Source organism: Streptomyces sp. NBC_00536 (genome assembly GCF_036346295.1).
Taxonomy (GTDB): domain Bacteria; phylum Actinomycetota; class Actinomycetes; order Streptomycetales; family Streptomycetaceae; genus Streptomyces.
Genome location: NZ_CP107819.1, coordinates 6,365,040 through 6,383,343, shown reverse-complemented (window position 1 = coordinate 6,383,343; position 18,304 = coordinate 6,365,040). Strand labels below are relative to the sequence as shown.

General features: G+C 69.2%; 9 protein-coding genes. 7 read left to right on the top strand and 2 right to left on the bottom strand.

From position 1 onward, the window contains the following. The first annotated feature begins 111 nt into the window (after positions 1 to 111). From pglY to OHS33_RS27755, 5 genes are read left to right on the top strand one after another with little or no spacing between them, the layout of a single operon-like run. A complete protein-coding gene (gene pglY / locus OHS33_RS27775; protein ID WP_330333133.1) occupies positions 112 to 4,008 on the top strand; it encodes a BREX-2 system ATPase PglY in 3,897 nt (1,298 codons plus the stop codon). Next, positions 4,005 to 6,905, top strand: coding sequence for a BREX-2 system phosphatase PglZ (gene pglZ / locus OHS33_RS27770; RefSeq protein WP_330333132.1), 2,901 nt, complete (start codon positions 4,005 to 4,007; stop codon positions 6,903 to 6,905). Before pglY ends, pglZ begins: the two co-directional genes overlap by 4 nt. A gap of 38 nt (positions 6,906 to 6,943) precedes the next feature. Further along, on the top strand, positions 6,944 to 8,692 hold the full coding sequence (locus OHS33_RS27765) for an AIPR family protein (protein ID WP_330333131.1): 1,749 nt from the start codon (positions 6,944 to 6,946) through the stop codon (positions 8,690 to 8,692). 45 nt (positions 8,693 to 8,737) lie between these two features. Further along, a complete protein-coding gene (gene brxD, locus OHS33_RS27760; protein ID WP_330333130.1) occupies positions 8,738 to 10,063 on the top strand; it encodes a BREX system ATP-binding protein BrxD in 1,326 nt (441 codons plus the stop codon). Continuing rightward, complete coding sequence (locus tag OHS33_RS27755; RefSeq protein WP_330333129.1) at positions 10,063 to 12,225, top strand: DEAD/DEAH box helicase; 2,163 nt, start codon at positions 10,063 to 10,065, stop codon at positions 12,223 to 12,225. Before brxD ends, OHS33_RS27755 begins: the two co-directional genes overlap by 1 nt. A gap of 842 nt (positions 12,226 to 13,067) precedes the next feature. Here OHS33_RS27755 and OHS33_RS27750 read toward each other — a convergent pair. Then, positions 13,068 to 14,402, bottom strand: a complete 1,335-nt coding sequence (locus OHS33_RS27750) for a class I SAM-dependent RNA methyltransferase (RefSeq protein WP_330333128.1) — start codon at positions 14,400 to 14,402, stop codon at positions 13,068 to 13,070. A 165-nt stretch (positions 14,403 to 14,567) separates the two neighbouring features. Beyond that, on the bottom strand, positions 14,568 to 16,640 hold the full coding sequence (locus OHS33_RS27745) for an APC family permease (protein WP_330333127.1): 2,073 nt from the start codon (positions 16,638 to 16,640) through the stop codon (positions 14,568 to 14,570). Between the two features lie 277 nt (positions 16,641 to 16,917). Between OHS33_RS27745 and OHS33_RS27740 the strand changes: the two genes are divergently transcribed. Both OHS33_RS27740 and OHS33_RS27735 read left to right on the top strand, forming a co-directional pair. Continuing rightward, a complete protein-coding gene (locus tag OHS33_RS27740) occupies positions 16,918 to 17,586 on the top strand; it encodes a potassium channel family protein (protein ID WP_330333126.1) in 669 nt (222 codons plus the stop codon). Further along, entirely contained in the window at positions 17,583 to 18,245 is a 663-nt protein-coding gene (locus tag OHS33_RS27735; protein WP_330333125.1) for a potassium channel family protein, read from the top strand. Before OHS33_RS27740 ends, OHS33_RS27735 begins: the two co-directional genes overlap by 4 nt. Positions 18,246 to 18,304 lie beyond the last annotated feature (59 nt).

Below are 18,304 nucleotides of genomic sequence, written 5' to 3'. Positions count from 1 at the left end.
AGCCCCGTAACCAGCGATGATGCCGGACAATGTCCCGAGGACCTTGACCCGGTACCCGTACCGGCACGGACAGCGACGGCGACGGCCGTCAGAAGGTGAGCGAGACGCGCAATGGCCCAGCAGCCGCCCCTCCTCCGCGATGTGATCAACATCAAGGAGTCGATCTCCACGTCCGACTTCGTCCTTCAGCTCTCCGAGGCCACCACCCCCGAGGGTGCCGAGCTCGCGCTCAAGGACTACGTCGTCACGGAGCGGCTGCTGGAGAACTTCGACGAGGCCCTCGGGCTCATCAAGGCCTCCCTCGACGGTCACACCTCCAAGGCCGCGTACCTCCACGGTTCCTTCGGTTCCGGTAAGTCGCACTTCATGGCCGTGCTGCACGCCCTGCTCAGCGGAAGCCCGGCCGCCCACCACCGCGCCGACTTCGACTCCGTGCTGACCAAGCACGAGTGGCTGACCGCGGACGGCAAGAAGTTTCTGCTCGTGCCGTACCACATGCTCGGGGCCAAGGCCCTGGAGCAGCGGGTCCTCGGCACCTACGTGAGCCACGTCAAGAAGCTCCACCCCGAGGCCCCGACCCCCCGCGTCTACCGCACCGACTCCCTCTTCGCGGACATCCGCGCCATGCGGGAGCGGATGGGCGACGAGGCCGTCATCAAGGGGCTCGCCACCGTCGGCGGGGCGGCGGACGAGGACGACGAGTGGGGCGAGTCCTTCGCCTGGACCCCTGCCCTCCTCGACACGGCGATCGCCGCCGAGGAGATCCACGAGGCCGGGTACGCGCTCAACCTCGTCGCCCCCTCCACCCCGGTGGAGCTGCGCGCCCGCCTGGTCCAGGACGCCAGCACCAACCTGCTGCCCGGCTTCACGCAGAACGCCACCGAGAACGAGCACGGCTTCATCTCGCTCGATGCCGGCCTGTCCGTCATCGCCGAGCACGCCAAGTCGCTCGGCTACGACGGCCTGATCCTCTTCCTCGACGAGCTGATCCTGTGGCTGGCCACCCTCATCCACGACCAGAAGTTCGTGGCCCGCGAGGCCGGCAAGATCACCAACTTCGTGGAGGGCGCCGACGCCCGCCGGTCCATTCCGATCGTGTCGTTCATCGCCCGCCAGCGCGACCTGCGCGAGCTGGTCGGCGAGGAGCTGTCCGGAGCTGCCGAGTCCTCCATCCAGGACACCCTCAACCAGGCCTCCGGCCGGTTCGACAAGATCACCCTGGAGGACCGCAACCTCCCCCAGGTCGCGCACGCCCGCCTGCTCCAGCCCAAGGACGACGGGGGGACGTCGGCCGCGCTCATCAACGCCGAGTTCGAGAAGACCCGTAAGGTCCGCCAGGAGGTGTGGGACACCCTCCTCGGTTCCGACCGCGGGGCCGACGGCGTCGGGGCCGACGAGGAGAGCTTCCGGCTCACGTACCCCTTCTCCCCGGCCTTCATGGACACCCTCGTCCACGTCTCCTCCGCGCTCCAGCGCAACCGCACCGGTATGAAGCTGATGGGCCAGCTCCTCGCCGACCATCGCCACGAGCTGCGCCTGGGCGACCTGATCCCGGTCGGTGATCTATACCCGCTGATCACCGCGGGTGGCGACAAGCCGTTCACCGACAGCCTCAAGGTCGTCTTCGAGGCCGCCGACAAGCTGTACCGGACGAAGCTCCGGCCCTTCCTCCTCGCCACGTACAACGTCTCCGAGGAGGACATCGAGCAGTACACGCACCGGCCCGAGAGCATCACCGACGCGGCTCTGCGGGGCCGGGTGAAGACCTTCGTCGGCGACAACCGCATCATCGGCACCCTCCTGCTCTCCGCGCTCGCGCCGAGCGTGCCCGCCCTCGCCGACCTGACCATCCGCAGGCTGTCCGCGCTCAACTACGGCTCGGTCGTCGCCCCGATCCCCGGCCGTGAGTACGGCATCCTGAAGAACAAGGTCGACGACTGGGCCGGCCGCTTCCCGGAGATCAAGGTAACCGGCACCGACACCAACCCGGGCGTACGTCTGGAGCTCTCCGGCGTGGACGTCGACTCCGTCATCGCCAACGCCAACGTCAACAACAACCCGGGCAACCGGCTCGCCCTCGCCAAGCGCCTACTCTCCGAGGAACTCGACGTCACCCACGGCCAGTTGGTCGAGGAGCTGCAGTTCGTCTGGCGCGGCACGAGCCGCGCCGTCGAGGTCATCTTCGGAAACATGGCGGATGAGGACGAGCTGCCCGACCACGACCTGATGCCCCGTGAGGAAGGCCGTTGGCGCATCGCCATCGACCTCCCCTTCGACGACGGCGAGTACGGACCCCGCGAGGACGCCATCCGCATCCAGCGCCTGCGGGAGAAGCAGCAGGGCGAGCGGTCGCGCACCGTCGCCTGGCTGCCCACCCACCTCTCCAGCCAGCGGTACGCGGACTTCTGCCGGCTCGTGGTCATCGACAAGGCCCTCGCCGACGACCAGCGCTTCGACAGCCAGTACGCCGGCCATCTGAACGCCGACAACCGCGCCCGCGCCAAGGGGCTCTTGGAGACCCAGCGCGAATCCCTGCTCAAGAACGTCAAGGCGGCCTTCAAGCAGGCCTACGGTCTGGCCGAGAAGAAGCCCGCGGACGTGGAGCTGGGCTTCGGCGACCACCTGGAATCACTGCGCGAGGTCGACGGGCTCACTCTCTCCTTCGGCCAGTCGCTGCGCGACGGCATCCGGCACATCGCCGGCAAGCTGCTCGCGACGCAGTTCCCGGACCACCCGGACCTCGACCCCGAGAACAGTGGGACGGTCGTCAAGCCCGCCGACGCCAAGCGGGTCTTCACGCACCTCCGGGCCGCAGCCGAGGCGCGCGACGGCCGGACCGAGGTCCCGGCCGCCGACCGGACGCTGATGAAGCGGATCGCGGGGCCGCTGCGCCTCGGGCAGCAGAAGGAGGCGTACTTCGAGCTGTCCCCGTACTGGGCGGACCACTTCCGCCAGCTCGCCCGCGAACAGGGCGTCACCGGCGACCTCACTCTCATCACGCTCACCGACTGGACCGACAAGCCCGCTCCGCGCGGACTGCCCGACTTCCTCGCGCGGCTCGTCGTGGCGGCCTTCGCCGAGATGGACGACCGCGTCTGGGTGCGCGAGGGCGCTCCCCTCGACCCGGCTCCGGAGCTCACCCAGATCAAGGACCGCGACGCCCTGCGCAGTCAGCCGCTCCCTTCCCCGGAGGACTGGGAGTCGGCCCGGCAGCGCTTCGCGACGGTCTTCGGCCTGCCGGCGCCCACCCTGCTGCGCGGACGCATCGTCAACCAGTTCGCCCGGCAGATCGCCGACCAGGCCCGCGGCGTCCAGGAGGCCTCCGCCGAACTGGCCGAGCGGCTCAACGAGCACGCCGGGTTCCTGCACCTCGACCAGACCGCGGAGACGGGCCGCCTCGCACTCGCCCGACGGGCCGTGGAGTTGCTCAAGGAGGTGACCGGCGCGGCCGGTCACGGGGCGGCCGGGGCGAAGAAGACGGTAGAGGCCCTCGCCCGTTTCGACCTCGGCCCGATGACCGCCGAGCAGTACGGGACGTCGGTCAAGCAGGCCCGGAAGGTGGCCGAAGCGCTTGCCACGGCCTCCTGGAGCACCCTGGACCTTGCCTCGGCCGAGGGCCCGGAGGGAGAGGCGCTCCTCGACTCCCTGCGCAACGTGGCCCGCAGCGATCACCAGCGGACGGACAAGCTGGAGGAGGCCCTCGTACGCACCCAGCGCGAGGTCCTGGCCCTGGTGAAGCGGAACCGGGCGGTCTCTCCCCCAACGCCGGTGGCTCCCGCCCCGGGGCCCTCCGATGTCCCGCTGGACACGCCCACCCGCGATCCCCGGGTTCCCCACGACCGGCCGCAGCCGGTCTCCCCCACCCCGGCCCAGAAGCAGCGCACCAGCGGCGCCCGCACCACGACGGCCTCGCGCGCCGTGGCCGAGCTCCAGGCCGAGCTGGCCGAGCTGGCCGCCGCCGAGCCCGGCGCCACGATCGAGATCACCTGGCGGGTCGTCGGCCGATGAGTGTCGCCTCCCCCACCGTCGCCGTCAGACTGAACCTCGCGACCGTCACCCAGTACCTGTCCTCCCAGAGCTCCCTCACCGGTTCCCTGGGTGGGAGCGGCCGGCGCCGTGCCGTGCTGCTTCGCTCGGCTCCCCAGTGGGAGGGTCCGGCCGAGCCCGCGTGGGGCGACGGGCTGACCGCGCGCATCGCACCCGCGCCCTCACCGCTGGCCGTGCACGAGCTGCTGCTCGACCACCTCGACGGCAAGGCGCCCGGACCGGCCGTACTCGTCGTGCTGACCGACCGCGAGCAGAACGAGCTCGACCCCGCCATCCTGGCCCGGGCGCACAAGAAGCGCGTGGACACGGTCGACAGCTGGGACGTCGTCCGCGACGCGTTCCGTGCCCAGCAGGTCGATCCCCGGCTCAAGGAATCCAACTGGGCCGCGGAGGCCCTCCTCGACGCCACACCGCCCAAGGGCGGGGGCTGGCCGCCCGTCGCGGGCGGCATGCTCTCCCGGCGCACCGCCCTGTCCTCCCTGGCCCTGCGCCGGCTGCGGCTCGGCAGGTACGACAACGAATCGGAGTCCACGGGCAGGGCGCCGAGCGGTGACACCTTGGACACGCACACGCTGTTCGGCTGGTCCCTGTCGGCCGGCGGACCCGAACTCCTGCTGAAGCTGCGCCGGCCGGAGCGGGCCGGGCTGGCCGCGTTCCTCGGCGAGGAGGACCAGGCCGGTCTCGCCGGACGGGCGCTCCTCGCGCTCGTCGAAGCCGACCACGGCGCGGATGCGGTGGCCTTCGGGCTCGTCTGTGCAGCGTTGTGGGTCCACTGCGAGGCGGACTCCGCCGCCTACACGGCCCGGGGCCGAGCCGAACGGTGGTTCGGCGAGCAGCCCCTCGCCAAGGGTGAGGAGCTCGACCTCCTCGTGTCCCGGTTCGGGCTCGCCGCCGAGGAGTACGTATCCGCACTGCTCACCTCTGCGGCCCGTGGTCCCGGCGGTGACTCGGAGGCCGTGCGCGAGGCCCGGCGGCTCAGTGACACCGTCCTGGACCGGGCGTCCGTACTAGTCCGCCAGTTCGGTGCGGAAGACGCTGCCGAAGCCAGCTCGCTGCTCGCGGCGGGCCTGGAAGCACGCTTTGCGGCAGTGGGCCGCGCCCTTGCCGCGGGGCAGCCCCTCGTCGTCTCGGAAGCCGTACACGCCTTGGGCGAGCACCGGCGGGCCGACGGGCTCGAGGCCCGGGCCCGGGTGGAACGGGCCCGGATGGGCCAGCGCCTGGCCCAGTGGCTGGCCGGTGACCCGGCCGTCACGTCGGACACGTTGGCCGATGCCCTGCAGCGCCATATCGCCGAGACCGGCTGGGTGGACCGGGCGCTGGAGCACGTCGAAGCGGGCGGCGATCCGGATCCCGCACTGAAGTCGGCGTACGACAAGCTCGGCGAGCAGGTGCGCCGCAAGCGGCGCGAGATCGACGGCGACTTCGCCCGCGCACTGGCCGGCTGGACCTCCGCCGGTACCCAGCCCGGCTCGATGCTCACCGTGGAGACGTTCCTCGACCGGGTGGTGAAGCCGGTCGTGCGCAGCGGGACGGACCGCCGCGTCCTCTTGCTGGTCCTGGACGGGATGAGCGCGCCGATCGCCAGTGAGCTGGGCGAGGAACTGCGCGCTTCATGGGCCGAGTTCGATCCGCTGGACGAGGGGGCCCCGCGCCGCCGCGCCATGGCCGCGGCTCTGCCCACGCTGACGACGGTCTGCCGTACGTCCCTGTTCGCGGGAAGGCTGACGAAGGGCACCCAGGCGGAGGAGAAGAAGCTCTTCCCGGCTCACGCCTTCTGGGGCGGGGCACCGGCCGCCGTCTTCCACAAGGATGAGCTGCGTGCAGAGGGATCCGGGGACACCTTCGGCCCGGCGCTCACCGAGGCCCTCGGCGACGGGCGGACGCATGTCGCCGTCGTGCTGAACACCATCGACGACCGGCTCGCCAAGGAGCAGAAGCTCGGTGACGGGGCCTGGCGCCTCGACGAGATAGGGCGTCTGCGCGATCTGCTGCGGGTGGCCGCCGCCCAGGGCATGGCGGTGATCCTGACCAGCGACCACGGCCACGTCGTGGACCGGCGCGGTGTCAAGGTGGATGCGGCCGCCCCGGATTCGGCGCGTCACCGGGCGCCCGGTGGCGCTCTGGCCGAGGCGGAGGTGGCGCTGTCGGGCCCCCGCGTGATCTGGCCCGAAGCGGGCGGCTCGATCGTCGCGCTGTGGGACGCGGACTCGCGCTACACCGCGCTCAAAGCGGGCTATCACGGGGGCGCGTCCCTGCGTGAGTTCACCATCCCCGTGCTCGCCTTCCTCCCCTTTGGTGCGACACCGCCGGGGAGTTGGCGCGAGCTGGGCGATCAGCGGCCGGCGTGGTGGTTCCTGGACGGTCAGGAGCCCTCTCATGCAGCCCTCCCTGCCCCCGCATCGCCTGCTCCACTGGAGCGGCACAGCCGACAGAGGCCGACGAAGGCCCAGGCCGAGCTGGCCCAGACCCACGATTCCCTCTTCGATGTCGCGCTGGTTCCCGCAGGTGAGGACGAACAAGCCCTCCTCACACCGACCCTGGTGTCTCCCGACGATGCCCTCGTCGCGGCGCTCTTCACCGCGGAGGCGTTCAACGACCAGGTGGGCCTCCTCGCCCGCAAGCCACCGATGGACAAGGTCGAGAGGGCCGTTCGGGCTCTTCTCGATGCGGGTGGCACCCTTCCTGTCACCGCCGTGGCACAACGCGTCGACTATCCCGCAGCCCGGGCGGACGGTTTCGCCGCGGTCCTGCGCCAACTGCTCAACTACGACGGCGTCCAAGTGCTGGAAACCTTGCCGGACGGCCGCACCCTTCGGCTGAATTCCGCTCTTCTTCGCATGCAATTCGATCTAGGCTGACGGCTTGTACGCAGCTGCACTGATGATCCGAGGAATGCATGAGCGCCAATGACCGCGTCCTGATCAACCAGATGGTCGAGGAGTGGCGGAACTCCCGTACGGTTCCGCTGTCCTTCGACGCCGCCTTCGAACGGTTCGCCTGTGAGCATGCGCTCCACGGCTTCGGGTTGTCCGAGGAGGAAGTGGAAGCCGGGGTCATTGGCGGCTCCGACGACGGTGGGCTCGACGGGGTCTACGTCTTCCTTGGGAACCGGCTGCTGCACGAAGACAGCGACATCCTGCACGACTCCTCCGCCGCCTCGAACGTGGAGTCGGGGACGCAGCTGACCCTGTGGCTCGTCCAGGCCAAAACGAGCGCCACCTTCTCAGAAGTCGCCCTCGACAAGGTGGCATCGACCTGCTCGACCCTGCTCGACCTCTCGGCTGAAGAGTCGGCCCTGAAGGTGCTGTACGCCGATGACCTCATCGCCCGCTTCAGGCTGTTCAAGGACGCGTTGCAGCGACTGCTGAAGCGGCACCCCACCGTGCTGATCAAGTTCTCCTATGTGACGCGCGGCGAGGCGAACGAGGTCCATCCCAAGGTTCAGGCCAAGGCGAAGCTCCTGGAGGCCCAGTTCAGCAATGCCTTCGCCGTCTCTACGGGCGAGGTCGAGTTTCTGGGTCCGGCGGAATTGTGGAAGCGCGCCAGCACCCTGCCCTCGTACACGCTGGAACTCCCCTACATGGAGAGCATCACCCACGGCACCAGCCACGTCGCCCTGGTCGCCCTCGGGGACTACATCGACTTCCTCAGCGATGACTCCGGGACGATCAAGTCGCACATCTTCGACTGGAACGTTCGCGACTACCAGGGGAACGTCGAGGTCAATCGGGAGATCACCGCTTCCCTCCTGAATCCGGACGCACCCGAATTCTGGTGGCTCAACAACGGCATCACCATCGTCTGCTCCCAGGCGACGTCCATCGGGAAGCGGCTCAGCCTGTCGGACGTACAGATCGTCAACGGTCTCCAGACGTCCTACACGCTGCACGAAACACTGCGCGAGCGGTACAGCACAGAACCGTCCGACGATGTCTTCAGCCGCCTCGTGCAGGTGCGCATCCTCGTCACCGCGGACCAGGCCGCTCGCGACGCCGTCATCCGGGCCACCAACCGCCAGACGTCGGTTCCGGTCGCGTCGCTGCGCGCCACCGACGACATTCAGCGCCAGATCGAGTCGTACTACCTGGAACACGAGTGGTTCTACGACCGCCGCAAGAACTTCTACCGCAATCAGGGCAAGACCACCGACCGTATCGTCAGCATTCCGCTGCTGGCCCAGTCCGTGATGGCGATGGCTCTCGGGCGTCCCGACGACGCACGGGCTCGCCCGTCGAGCCTCCTGAAGTCGGACGCAGACTACCGGCGCGTCTTTTCGGAGAAGACGGAACTGCCGGTCTACCTGTGGCTGTCCAAGGCGCAGAGGCAAGTGGACGAGTTCCTGCAGACGCGTCCGGAGCCTATCTCACGCTCTCAGTACACCAACCTCCATTTCCACCTCGCCATGCTCGGAGCCACCGATCTGGTCGGCAGGGTGTTCAACCGTCCCGACTTCCTGAACAATTCTGCTCGCGAAGATGTTTTCCCGCTCCCCGCCAAGCTCGAATCCCTCTGGAACTCCCTGCTGGAACAGTTCGAGAACTTCCAGAAGGAGCGCGGGTGGGGCCCGGACAAGGCTGCAAAGAGCGGCGAGTTCGTGACCTACCTGACGACCAACCTGGGTTACGGGAGCCTGCGCCAGAAGTGACCCCGGTCAACGGGCCCGACCCGCGGCGGATGGGAGACTGAAAGGGTGATCGAGCCTCGCCCCACTTCTGTCTCCGCCGCCCGTCGGCGGACCGCCATCGACGCGCTGCGGCGTGGCGCCGTCCCCGAGAGCGGACTGGACCTCCTGGCCACCGGCCTCGACCGGTTCGAGTCCGCTCTCGACGCCGAGCTGGACGGCGTCGCTTCCGGCGGGTCGGTGTTCAAGGCGGTGCGTGGCGAGTACGGGTCGGGCAAGACCTTCTTCACGCGGTGGCTGGGAGAACGGGCCAAGCGGAGGGGTTTCGCCGTGGCCGAGATCCAGGTCTCGGAGACCGAGACCCCGCTCCACAAGCTGGAGACGGTCTACCGGCGCCTCACGGAGCGGCTGACCACGGCGAGCTTCCCGCCGAGCGCGCTCCGGCCCGTCGTGGATGCGTGGTTCTACGCCTTGGAGGAGGACGTCCTGGCGTCCGGCGCCGACGAGGAGGATCTCCCGCAGGAGGTGGAGATGCTGCTGACCTCGCGCCTGGCCGAGGTTTCCCGGCATGCCCCGTCTTTCGCCACGGCGCTGCGGGGCTACCGGTCCGCCCTCGCCGAGGGTGACGAGGCGACGGCGGCGGCCGTCCTGGCCTGGCTGGGCGGCCAGCCGCACGTGGCGGCGGCTGCCCGGCGCTCCGCCGGCGTCCGGGGCGACCTCGACCACTTCGGGGCCTTCGGCTTCCTGCAGGGCTTGTTGACGGTGTTGCGTGACTCCGGGCACAAGGGTCTGTTCGTCGTCCTGGATGAGGTCGAGACCCTGCAGCGCGTCCGTTCGGACGCCCGGGACAAGGCGCTGAATGCCCTTCGACAGCTCATCGACGAGGTGCACTCCGGCCGGTTCCCCGGCCTCTACCTCGTGATCACCGGAACTCCTGCGTTCTACGACGGACAGCAGGGCGTGCAACGGCTGGCTCCGCTCGCCCAGCGCCTCGCCACCGATTTCACCACCGATCCGCGCTTCGACAATCCGCGTGCGGTCCAGCTGCGGCTGTCCGGCTTCACGCAGGAGTCACTGGTCGAGCTCGGGGTGACCATCCGGGACCTCTACGCGGAGGGGGCCGGCTCCCCCTACCGCGTCAAGACGCTCGCCGACGATGCGTACGTCGCAGACCTCGCCCGGGCGGTCGGCGGAGCCCTCGGGGGGAAGGTCGGTGTGGCGCCTCGGCTGTTCCTGAAGAAGCTGGTCGGAGACGTCCTTGACCGCGTCGACCAGTTCGAGGACTTCGATCCCCGTCAGCACTACCGCCTTACGGTGACGAGAAGCGAGCTCACGGACGTGGAACGCAACCTCGCCGCCGCGGGATCGGCCGACGACATCGACCTGGACGTGTAATGGGTGACGCAGACCCGGTGGACCGCCTCGATCCCGTCGTCCTTCACCATGTGGTGAACACCCTCGGCTGGCCCGACCTACGACCGCTGCAGCGGGCCGCGATCAATCCCCTCATGGACGGCGAGGATGCGGTGCTGCTCGCGCCCACCGCGGGCGGCAAGACCGAGGCCGCCTGCTTGCCGATCCTTTCCGCCATGTCCGAACAGCACTGGTCCGGTACCTCCGTTCTCTACCTGTGCCCGCTCAAGGCCCTGCTCAACAACCTGGTCACGCGTGTCGACTCGTACGCCCAATGGCTGGGCCGCCGCGCCGAGCTGTGGCACGGAGACACCAAGGAGTCGCAGCGCAGACGCATCCGTACGGACTCGCCCGACATCCTGCTCACGACTCCCGAGTCGCTGGAGGCCATGCTCATCGGGGTCAAGACCGACCACGCCCACCTGCTGGGCAACATCCGGGCGGTCGTCGTGGACGAGGTGCACGCCTTCGCGGGGGACGACCGAGGCTGGCACCTCCTGGCGGTCCTGGAACGGCTGGAGCAGGTCACGGGCCGCCCCATCCAGCGCATCGGACTGTCTGCGACCGTTGGCAATCCGCAGCAGCTCCTCACGTGGCTGCAGGGCTCCGGGGCGGGGAAACGCCCGGGACGGGTCATTGCCCCGGACCACGTCGTCGCGCCCGCTGTTGCCGGAAAGCCCGGCACCTCGCCCGCGAGCACGCGCCCCGCGGGCGAGGTGGAGCTGGACTACGTAGGGTCCCTCGACAATGCCTCCAAACTCATCGCCACCTTGCACCGCGGTGAGAAGCGGTTGGTGTTCTGCGAGTCCAGGCGGCAGGTGGAGGAGCTGGGGGCCGCATTGCGGGCGCGCGAGGTGACGGTGTTCCTCTCGCACGCCTCGCTGTCGGCTGACGAGCGAGCCAGGTCGGAGCAGGCCTTCGCCGAGGCTCGCGACTGCGTCATCGTCTCCACTTCCACGCTGGAACTGGGAATCGACGTAGGCGACTTGGACCGGGTCATCCAGATCGACTCGCCCCACACAGTGGCGTCTTTCCTCCAACGCATCGGCCGTACGGGCAGGCGCCCAGGAAGCACGCGCAACTGTCTTCTCCTCGCCACCGGCAAGGACTCCCTGCTCCAAGCTGCAGCCCTCCTGCTGCTCTGGGGGCGCGGCTGGGTCGAACCGGTGACCCCTCCGCCGGAGCCGCGCCATCTCGTCGCGCAGCAGCTGCTCGCCGCCACACTCCAACAGCACCGCATCGGCGACCAGCTGTGGCAGGAGATGTGGAACGGGCTCGCCCCCTTCGACCGCTCGGCGGCTCCGGTCCTGCGTCACCTCCTCAGCGAGGGCTTCCTCGACGAGGACAGCGGAATGCTGTTCATCGGCCCCGAGGCAGAACGTCGTTTCGGCCGACGGCACTTCATCGAGCTGACGGCCTCGTTCACCGCGCCTCCGCAGTTCACCGTTCTGTCCGGGCGCACCGAGATCGGGCAGACCGATCCTTCCGTACTGACGGAGGAGAGGCCGGGGCCACGCCGTCTGCTGCTCGGCGGGCGCAGCTGGCAGGTGACGTTCGTCGACTGGGGGCGCAAGCGGGTCTTCGTCGAGCCGGTCGACAGCGGCGGTGTCGCCAAATGGTCGAGCGGATCGCTCGCCGGCCTGTCGTACGCCTTGACACGCGCGATGCGCGACGTACTCCTCGGCGCAGACCCTCCGGTGTCCCTCACCCGGCGGGCCGAAGTCTGCCTGCTCGAATGGCGCGAAGAGGACGCCCCCCAACTGGTCGATCCTGACGGATCCCTGATCACTCGCCTGGGAACCGACGTGCGCTGGTGGACCTGGGCCGGCTACCGCACGAACGCCACGCTGGCGGCGACCCTCCCATTGATCACCGACCCCATCCAGCGTCCGACGGACTGCTGCGTACGGCTGCGGGAGGATCTGACGCCCGAAATGTGGCGTACGGCTCGGGACGGCGCCGATGGCGGTGCTGCACTGGTACTGCCAGATGTCGACCATCGGGCAGTGCACGGCCTGAAGTTCTCTGCAGCACTGCCGGAGCGCCTCGCGGTGGCAACGGTCGCCGCTCGACTGGCCGACTTCGACGGAGCACGCGCCGCGTTGGAGGGGCCGGTGCTCTTCTACACCGGGCCTGCCGCCTGACACCTCCTGCAGCGCACTGCCCCAGTCTGGCCCTTTCCCACAGATGAGCTCTGGAGACCAGGAGTAGGAGGCCACCTCGGCTCCCGGTCCCGTGGCAACCTGATCCCGATTCACCCCACTGACCGTGGCCCCGCCTGCAAAGAGGGCTGCGGCCGCTGCGAGCCCACCTGTCGCGCTGGTCACGCCGAACACAGCTGTGGCGCAGGGCGTCAGAGACCAGATGTGCCAGTTCACGTGCGAGCGGCCTCCCCCTGCCTGCTCCCGAAGCAAAGAGGTAGTGCTCGTTCCGCTGTACGAGCGCTGCGATCAGCCGTTCCGTGCCCAGGCGGACCCTCCGACGCACAGTGGCCGAGAACTCTCTCGTCGCATGCCGGGCTTGAGCCCGCAGCACACGACACAGTCCGCGGAAGACCTTGCCTGCCGGATGGGCCGGAGAGAGACGGTGCTGAGGCATTGATTGCGTAGGCCGACGGCCACGTGCAAGAGCTGAACCCACTCAACGAGACGCTCCGCCTACCGGATGTTCCCGAACCCCGCGCCGAGGAGCTGCAGGCGTTCCTGCGTGGCTGGAGCGGCTACGGCGCCCCGGCCAAGAAGGCCCTCTCATGTCACAGAGAGTATTCGGAGAGGTAAGGCCAGAGCGCCGGTATGGACGGGCCAACCAGGTCACCGAAAGCGAAATTGGGCGCCTCTCGCAGCAGGGTCACAACCTGATGCGAGGGGCACCCTTCCTCGACTGACGGCCCATCAGGCATCGCTGACTGCGTGCGTCAAATGTGCGTCACGAGCGTCGTGATATCGCCCACAACGCGCACATAATGCACACTGCCCGAACCTACAGGTCAGGCGCCTTTCGCGACCGGCTCCAGGATTGCCACGCACTCCACGTGGTGGGTCATCGGGAAGAGGTCGAAGACGCGCAGGGTGCGGACCTTGTAGCCGTTGTCCTTGAAGTACGCGAGGTCGCGGGCCAGGGCGGCCGGGTCGCAGGCGACGTAGGCGATGCGGCGGGGGGAGAGGCCGGCCAGGTGGCGGACCGTCTGCTTGCCCGCGCCCGCGCGGGGCGGGTCCAGGACGATCAGGTCGCACTCGCTGATCTTGGTGCGCGGCAGGACCTGCTCGACCTTGCCGTGCTCGATGCGGACGCGCTCCATGTCCTGGAGGTTGTGCCGGGCGTCCTCGACCGCGCGCTTCGTCGACTCGATGCCGAGCACCGCGCCCGTGTCCCCGAGTCGCTCGGCCAGGGCGCCGGCGAAGATGCCGACGCCGCAGTAGAGGTCGAGGGCCATCTCGCCCTTGCGCGGCATCAGGCCCTGCATGACGGCCTTGACCAGGGTGTCGGCGGCCTGCGGGTGGATCTGCCAGAAGCCGCCCATGCCGACGCGGTAGGTGCGGCCGTCGGAGCGCTCGCGGACGAAGGCGCGGCCGTGGACGCGGTGGATGCCGCCGTCCTTCTCCTCGACCCGCAGGACCGAGACCGGCTTGTCCAGCTCGACCAGCGGCAGGCGGCCGCCGGGCTGCGGGGTGAGGACGACCTGGCGGTCACCGGAGCCGGAGGCGGCGATGGCCTCGACGGCGGCCAACTGGGGCCACTCGCGCTTCTCGATGCCCAGCTCGGTGACGCCCGGGGACGCGATCATGCAGTGGTCGACCGGCTGGATGTCGTGCGAGCGGTGTTTGCGCAGACCGGCGTGACCGTCCTCGTCGATCGCGAACTGCACGCGGGTGCGCCAGGCGGGCACCTGTCCGGCGGGCAGCTTGTCGCCCTCGGCGGGCAGGACCGTACCGTCCCAGCCGGCCTCTTCGGGGGTGAGTCCGGCCAGCCGCTGGAGCTGCTCGGTCACCACTTCGCCCTTGAGCCGGCGCTGGGCGCCGGGCTTGGCGTGCTGCCAGTCGCAGCCGCCGCACTTGCCGGGGCCGGCGTACGGGCAGGGGGCCTCGATGCGGTCCTTGGACGCTTCGAGCACGGTGATCGCGTCGGCGCGCAGGAAGCGGGAGTCCTCGTCGCCTTCCGTGACCTTCGCGATGATCTTCTCGCCGGGCAGGGTGTGCCGGACGAACAGGACCCGGCCCTCGGCGGTGCGGGCGATGCAGTGGCCGCCGTGGGCGACGGCGCCGACCTCGACCTCGTACTCTTCCCCGACCAGTGACTTCTTCGTCTCGTTCTGCTCGGTCATGGTGGGGAAACTCCAAGGATCAAGGGCGGGGCGTACAAAAACGTGCGGGGCGTACAAGAACGTACAGGGATGTTCCGGGCGCATGAGAACGGCCGGACAGCCGACCCACCAGTTTACGTGGATCTCGTCCGGCCGTTCACCAATCGTTCAGCGGGTCGCGGCGGGCTACTTCGCCGCCGCGTCCTTGTCCTTCGACTTCGGCGGGCGGGGCGATCGCGGCGTGTCCACGGGACCGCGGCGCACCGCACCCGGCGCGTTCCAGTCCGCACGGCGCTTGGCGCGCTTCTTCGCCAGCTCGGAGGACTCCAGCTGGTAGGGCACCGAGGTGACCATCACACCGGGGGTGAAGAGCAGACGCCCCTTGAGCCGCAGCGCGCTCTGGTTGTGCAGCAGGTGCTCGTACCAGCGCCCGACGACGTACTCAGGGATGTAGACGCTGACGGCGTCGCGCGGGTTCTCGCTGCGCAGCCCCTTCACGTACTCGATCACGGGCCGGGTGATCTCCCGGTACGGCGAGTCGAGGATCTTGAGCGGCACGTTGATCCCGCGCCGTTCCCACTCCTCGCGCAGCGCCTTCGTCTCGACCGGGTCGACGCTGATGCTGAGCGCCTCCAGGGTGTCCGAGCGGGTCAGCTTGGCGAAGGCCAGGGCCCGCAGCGTGGGCTTGTGGACCTTGGAGACGAGGACGATGGAGTGGACCCGGGAGGGTCGCACGCTGTCCTCGGAGGGGCCTTCGGCGGCCGCGATCTCGGTGGCGACCCGGTCGTAGTGCTTCCGGATCGCGGTCATCGTGCCGTAGAAGATCACCATGCCGAGCAGGGCGACCCAGGCGCCGTGCGTGAACTTGGTGGCGAGTACGACGACGAGCACGAGCCCGGTGAAGATCGCGCCGAAGGTGTTGATCGCCCGGGAGCGGTGCATCCGGCGGCGGGCCGCCGGCTCCGTCTCACTGCGCAGGTGGCGGTTCCAGTGCCGGACCATGCCGATCTGGCTGAGCGTGAAGGAGACGAACACGCCGACGATGTAGAGCTGGATGAGCTTCGTCGAGTCGGCGTCGTAGATCCACACCAGCAGCATCGCGGCGCCGGCGAGCAGCACGATGCCGTTCGAGAAGGCGAGCCGGTCACCGCGGGTGTGCAGCTGGCGCGGCAGGTACCGGTCCTGGGCGAGGATCGAGCCGAGCAGCGGGAAGCCGTTGTACGCCGTGTTGGCGGCCAGGAAGAGGACGAGCGCGGTGGCCGCGGCGAGCACGATGAACAGGAAGCTGCCGTTGCCGAAGACTGCCTCGGCGACCTGGGAGATCACCGGGTGCTGGACGTAGCCCGCGCCGACCGGGACGCCCTTGTCCAGCAGGTCGGTGCCGGGGCTCTCGGCCATCCGCACGTTGGTGGCCATGGCCAGGGCGATGATGCCGCAGAACATGGTGACGGCCAGGCCGCCCATGAGGGCGAGGGTGGTGGCCGCGTTCTTGCTCTTGGGCTTGCGGAAGGCGGGGACGCCGTTGCTGATCGCCTCGACGCCGGTGAGCGCGGCGCAGCCGGAGGAGAAGGCCCGTAGCAGCAGGAAGACCAGCGCGAAGCCGGCCAGCCCCTGGTGTTCGGCCTTGATCTCCAGATGGGCCGTCGGGGCTTCCATGGTGTCGCCCACGACGAGGCCGCGCCAGGCACCCCAGGCGATCATCACGAATACCGCGCCGACGAACACATAGGTCGGGATGGCGAAAAGATTCCCGGATTCCTTCACGCCGCGCAGATTCATCAGCGTGAGCAGCAGAATCATGATCATCGCCGAGAGCACCTTGTGCTCGATGACGAAATCGACGGCGGAACCGAGGTTCTCGACTCCGGAGGAGATGGATACGGCGACGGTCAGGACGTAGTCGACCAGCAGGGCGCTGGCGACGGTCAGGCCCGCCTTGGGTCCGAGGTTGGTGTTGGCGACCTCGTAGTCGCCGCCGCCGCTCGGGTAGGCGTGGACGTTCTGCCGGTAGGAAGCGACCACCGTGAACATCAGCACGACGACCGCTACCGCGATCCACGGGCTGAAGTGGTACGCCGACACGCCCGCGATCGACAGGACCAGCAGGACCTCGCCAGGGGCATATGCCACTGAGGAGAGCGGGTCGGAGGCGAAGACGGGGAGGGCGATCCGCTTGGGGAGGAGCGTTTCTCCGAGGCGGTCGCTGCGTAGCGCCCGGCCGATCAGGATCCGTTTGGGCACGTCGGTCAGTTTGGACACGCAGAGGATCGTAAGCGTTGGGAAATTCGCCTGGCCAACCACCACCCCCACCGCGGGGGCATTCGCAGACCACACGCCCCCAAGAGGCGGCACCGGGGCGGCATCGAGATGACACTCGGGCCACACTGGTGACCGCCCGTGTGTAGCTTGGGCCATGGTCTGAGACCCTGTTAAGCCTGAGCAGGTAACAAGGCTGGTCCCCGTGGGACACCCGACGGAAACTCCGGAAGGGAATTCCACGGCAGGCCGCCAGCCGCCGACAGCCGGAAGGACGGCCGTGCACATCGTCATTATGGGCTGCGGAAGAGTGGGCTCCGCCCTCGCGCAGACCTTGGAGCAGCAGGGGCACACGGTCGCCGTCGTCGACCAGGACCCCACCGCGTTCCGCCGACTGGGGGCGTCCTTCGGGGGCCGCCGCGTCACCGGCGTCGGCTTCGACCAGGACACCCTGCGCGAGGCCGGCATCGAGGAGGCGGGAGCCTTCGCCGCGGTCAGCAGTGGTGACAATTCCAACATCATCGCCGCTCGGGTGGCCCGGGAGATGTTCGGCATCGAGAACGTCGCCGCCCGGATCTACGACCCCAAGCGCGCCGAGGTCTACCAGCGCCTGGGCATCCCCACCGTCGCGACCGTGCGGTGGACCGCCGACCAGATGCTGCGCAGGCTGCTGCCGTCCGGGGCCGAGCCGCTGTGGCGCGACCCCAGCGGCGGGGTCCAGCTGGCCGAGGTGCACACCTCCGCCGCCTGGATCGGCCACAAGGTGAGCAACCTGCAGGAGGAGACCGGCGTACGCGTCGCGTTCCTCACCCGGCTGGGCGAGGCGATGCTGCCGACCTCCCAGACCGTGCTCCAGGAAGGCGACCTCGTCCACGTGATGATGCGCACGGACGAGATCGACAAGGTCGAGGCGGCCTTCGCCGAAGGCCCCGAGGAGGCACACGCATGAGGGTCGCGATCGCCGGTGCCGGCGCAGTGGGCCGCTCCATCGCGGGCGAACTGCTGGAGAACGGGCACGAGGTCCTCCTCGTCGACAAGGCACCGACCGCCATTTCGGTGGAGCGGGTGCCGCAGGCCGAGTGGCTGCTGGCCGACGCCTGCGAGATCACCTCGCTGGACGAGGCCGCGCTCCAGCGCTGCAACGTGGTCATCGCGGCCACCGGTGACGACAAGGTCAACCTCGTCGTCTCGCTGCTCGCGAAGACCGAGTACGGGGTGCCGCGCGTGGTGGCCCGGGTCAACAACCCGAAGAACGAGTGGCTCTTCAACGAGGCCTGGGGCGTGGACGTCGCCGTCTCCACCCCGCGCCTGATGTCGGCCCTGGTCGAAGAGGCGGTGAGCGTCGGTGACCTGGTCCGGCTGCTGCGCTTCAGCCACGGCGACGCCAACCTCGTCGAGCTGACCCTGCCGCCGGAGTCCCCGGTCGCCGGGACCCAGATCGGCGAGATCAGCTGGCCCGAGGACACCTCGCTGGTCACGATCATCCGCGGCAACCGGGTGCTCACCCCGCACCCGGAGGAGACCCTGGAGTCCGGCGACGAACTCCTCTTCGTGGCCGCCCAGGCCCGCGAGGAGCAGCTGGAGGAACTCCTCCAGGCCCGGCGCTGACCGGGGCGAGCACGCCCGTACGTACGGAGAAGGGGGCGGGAGGCCATCGGCCTCCCGCC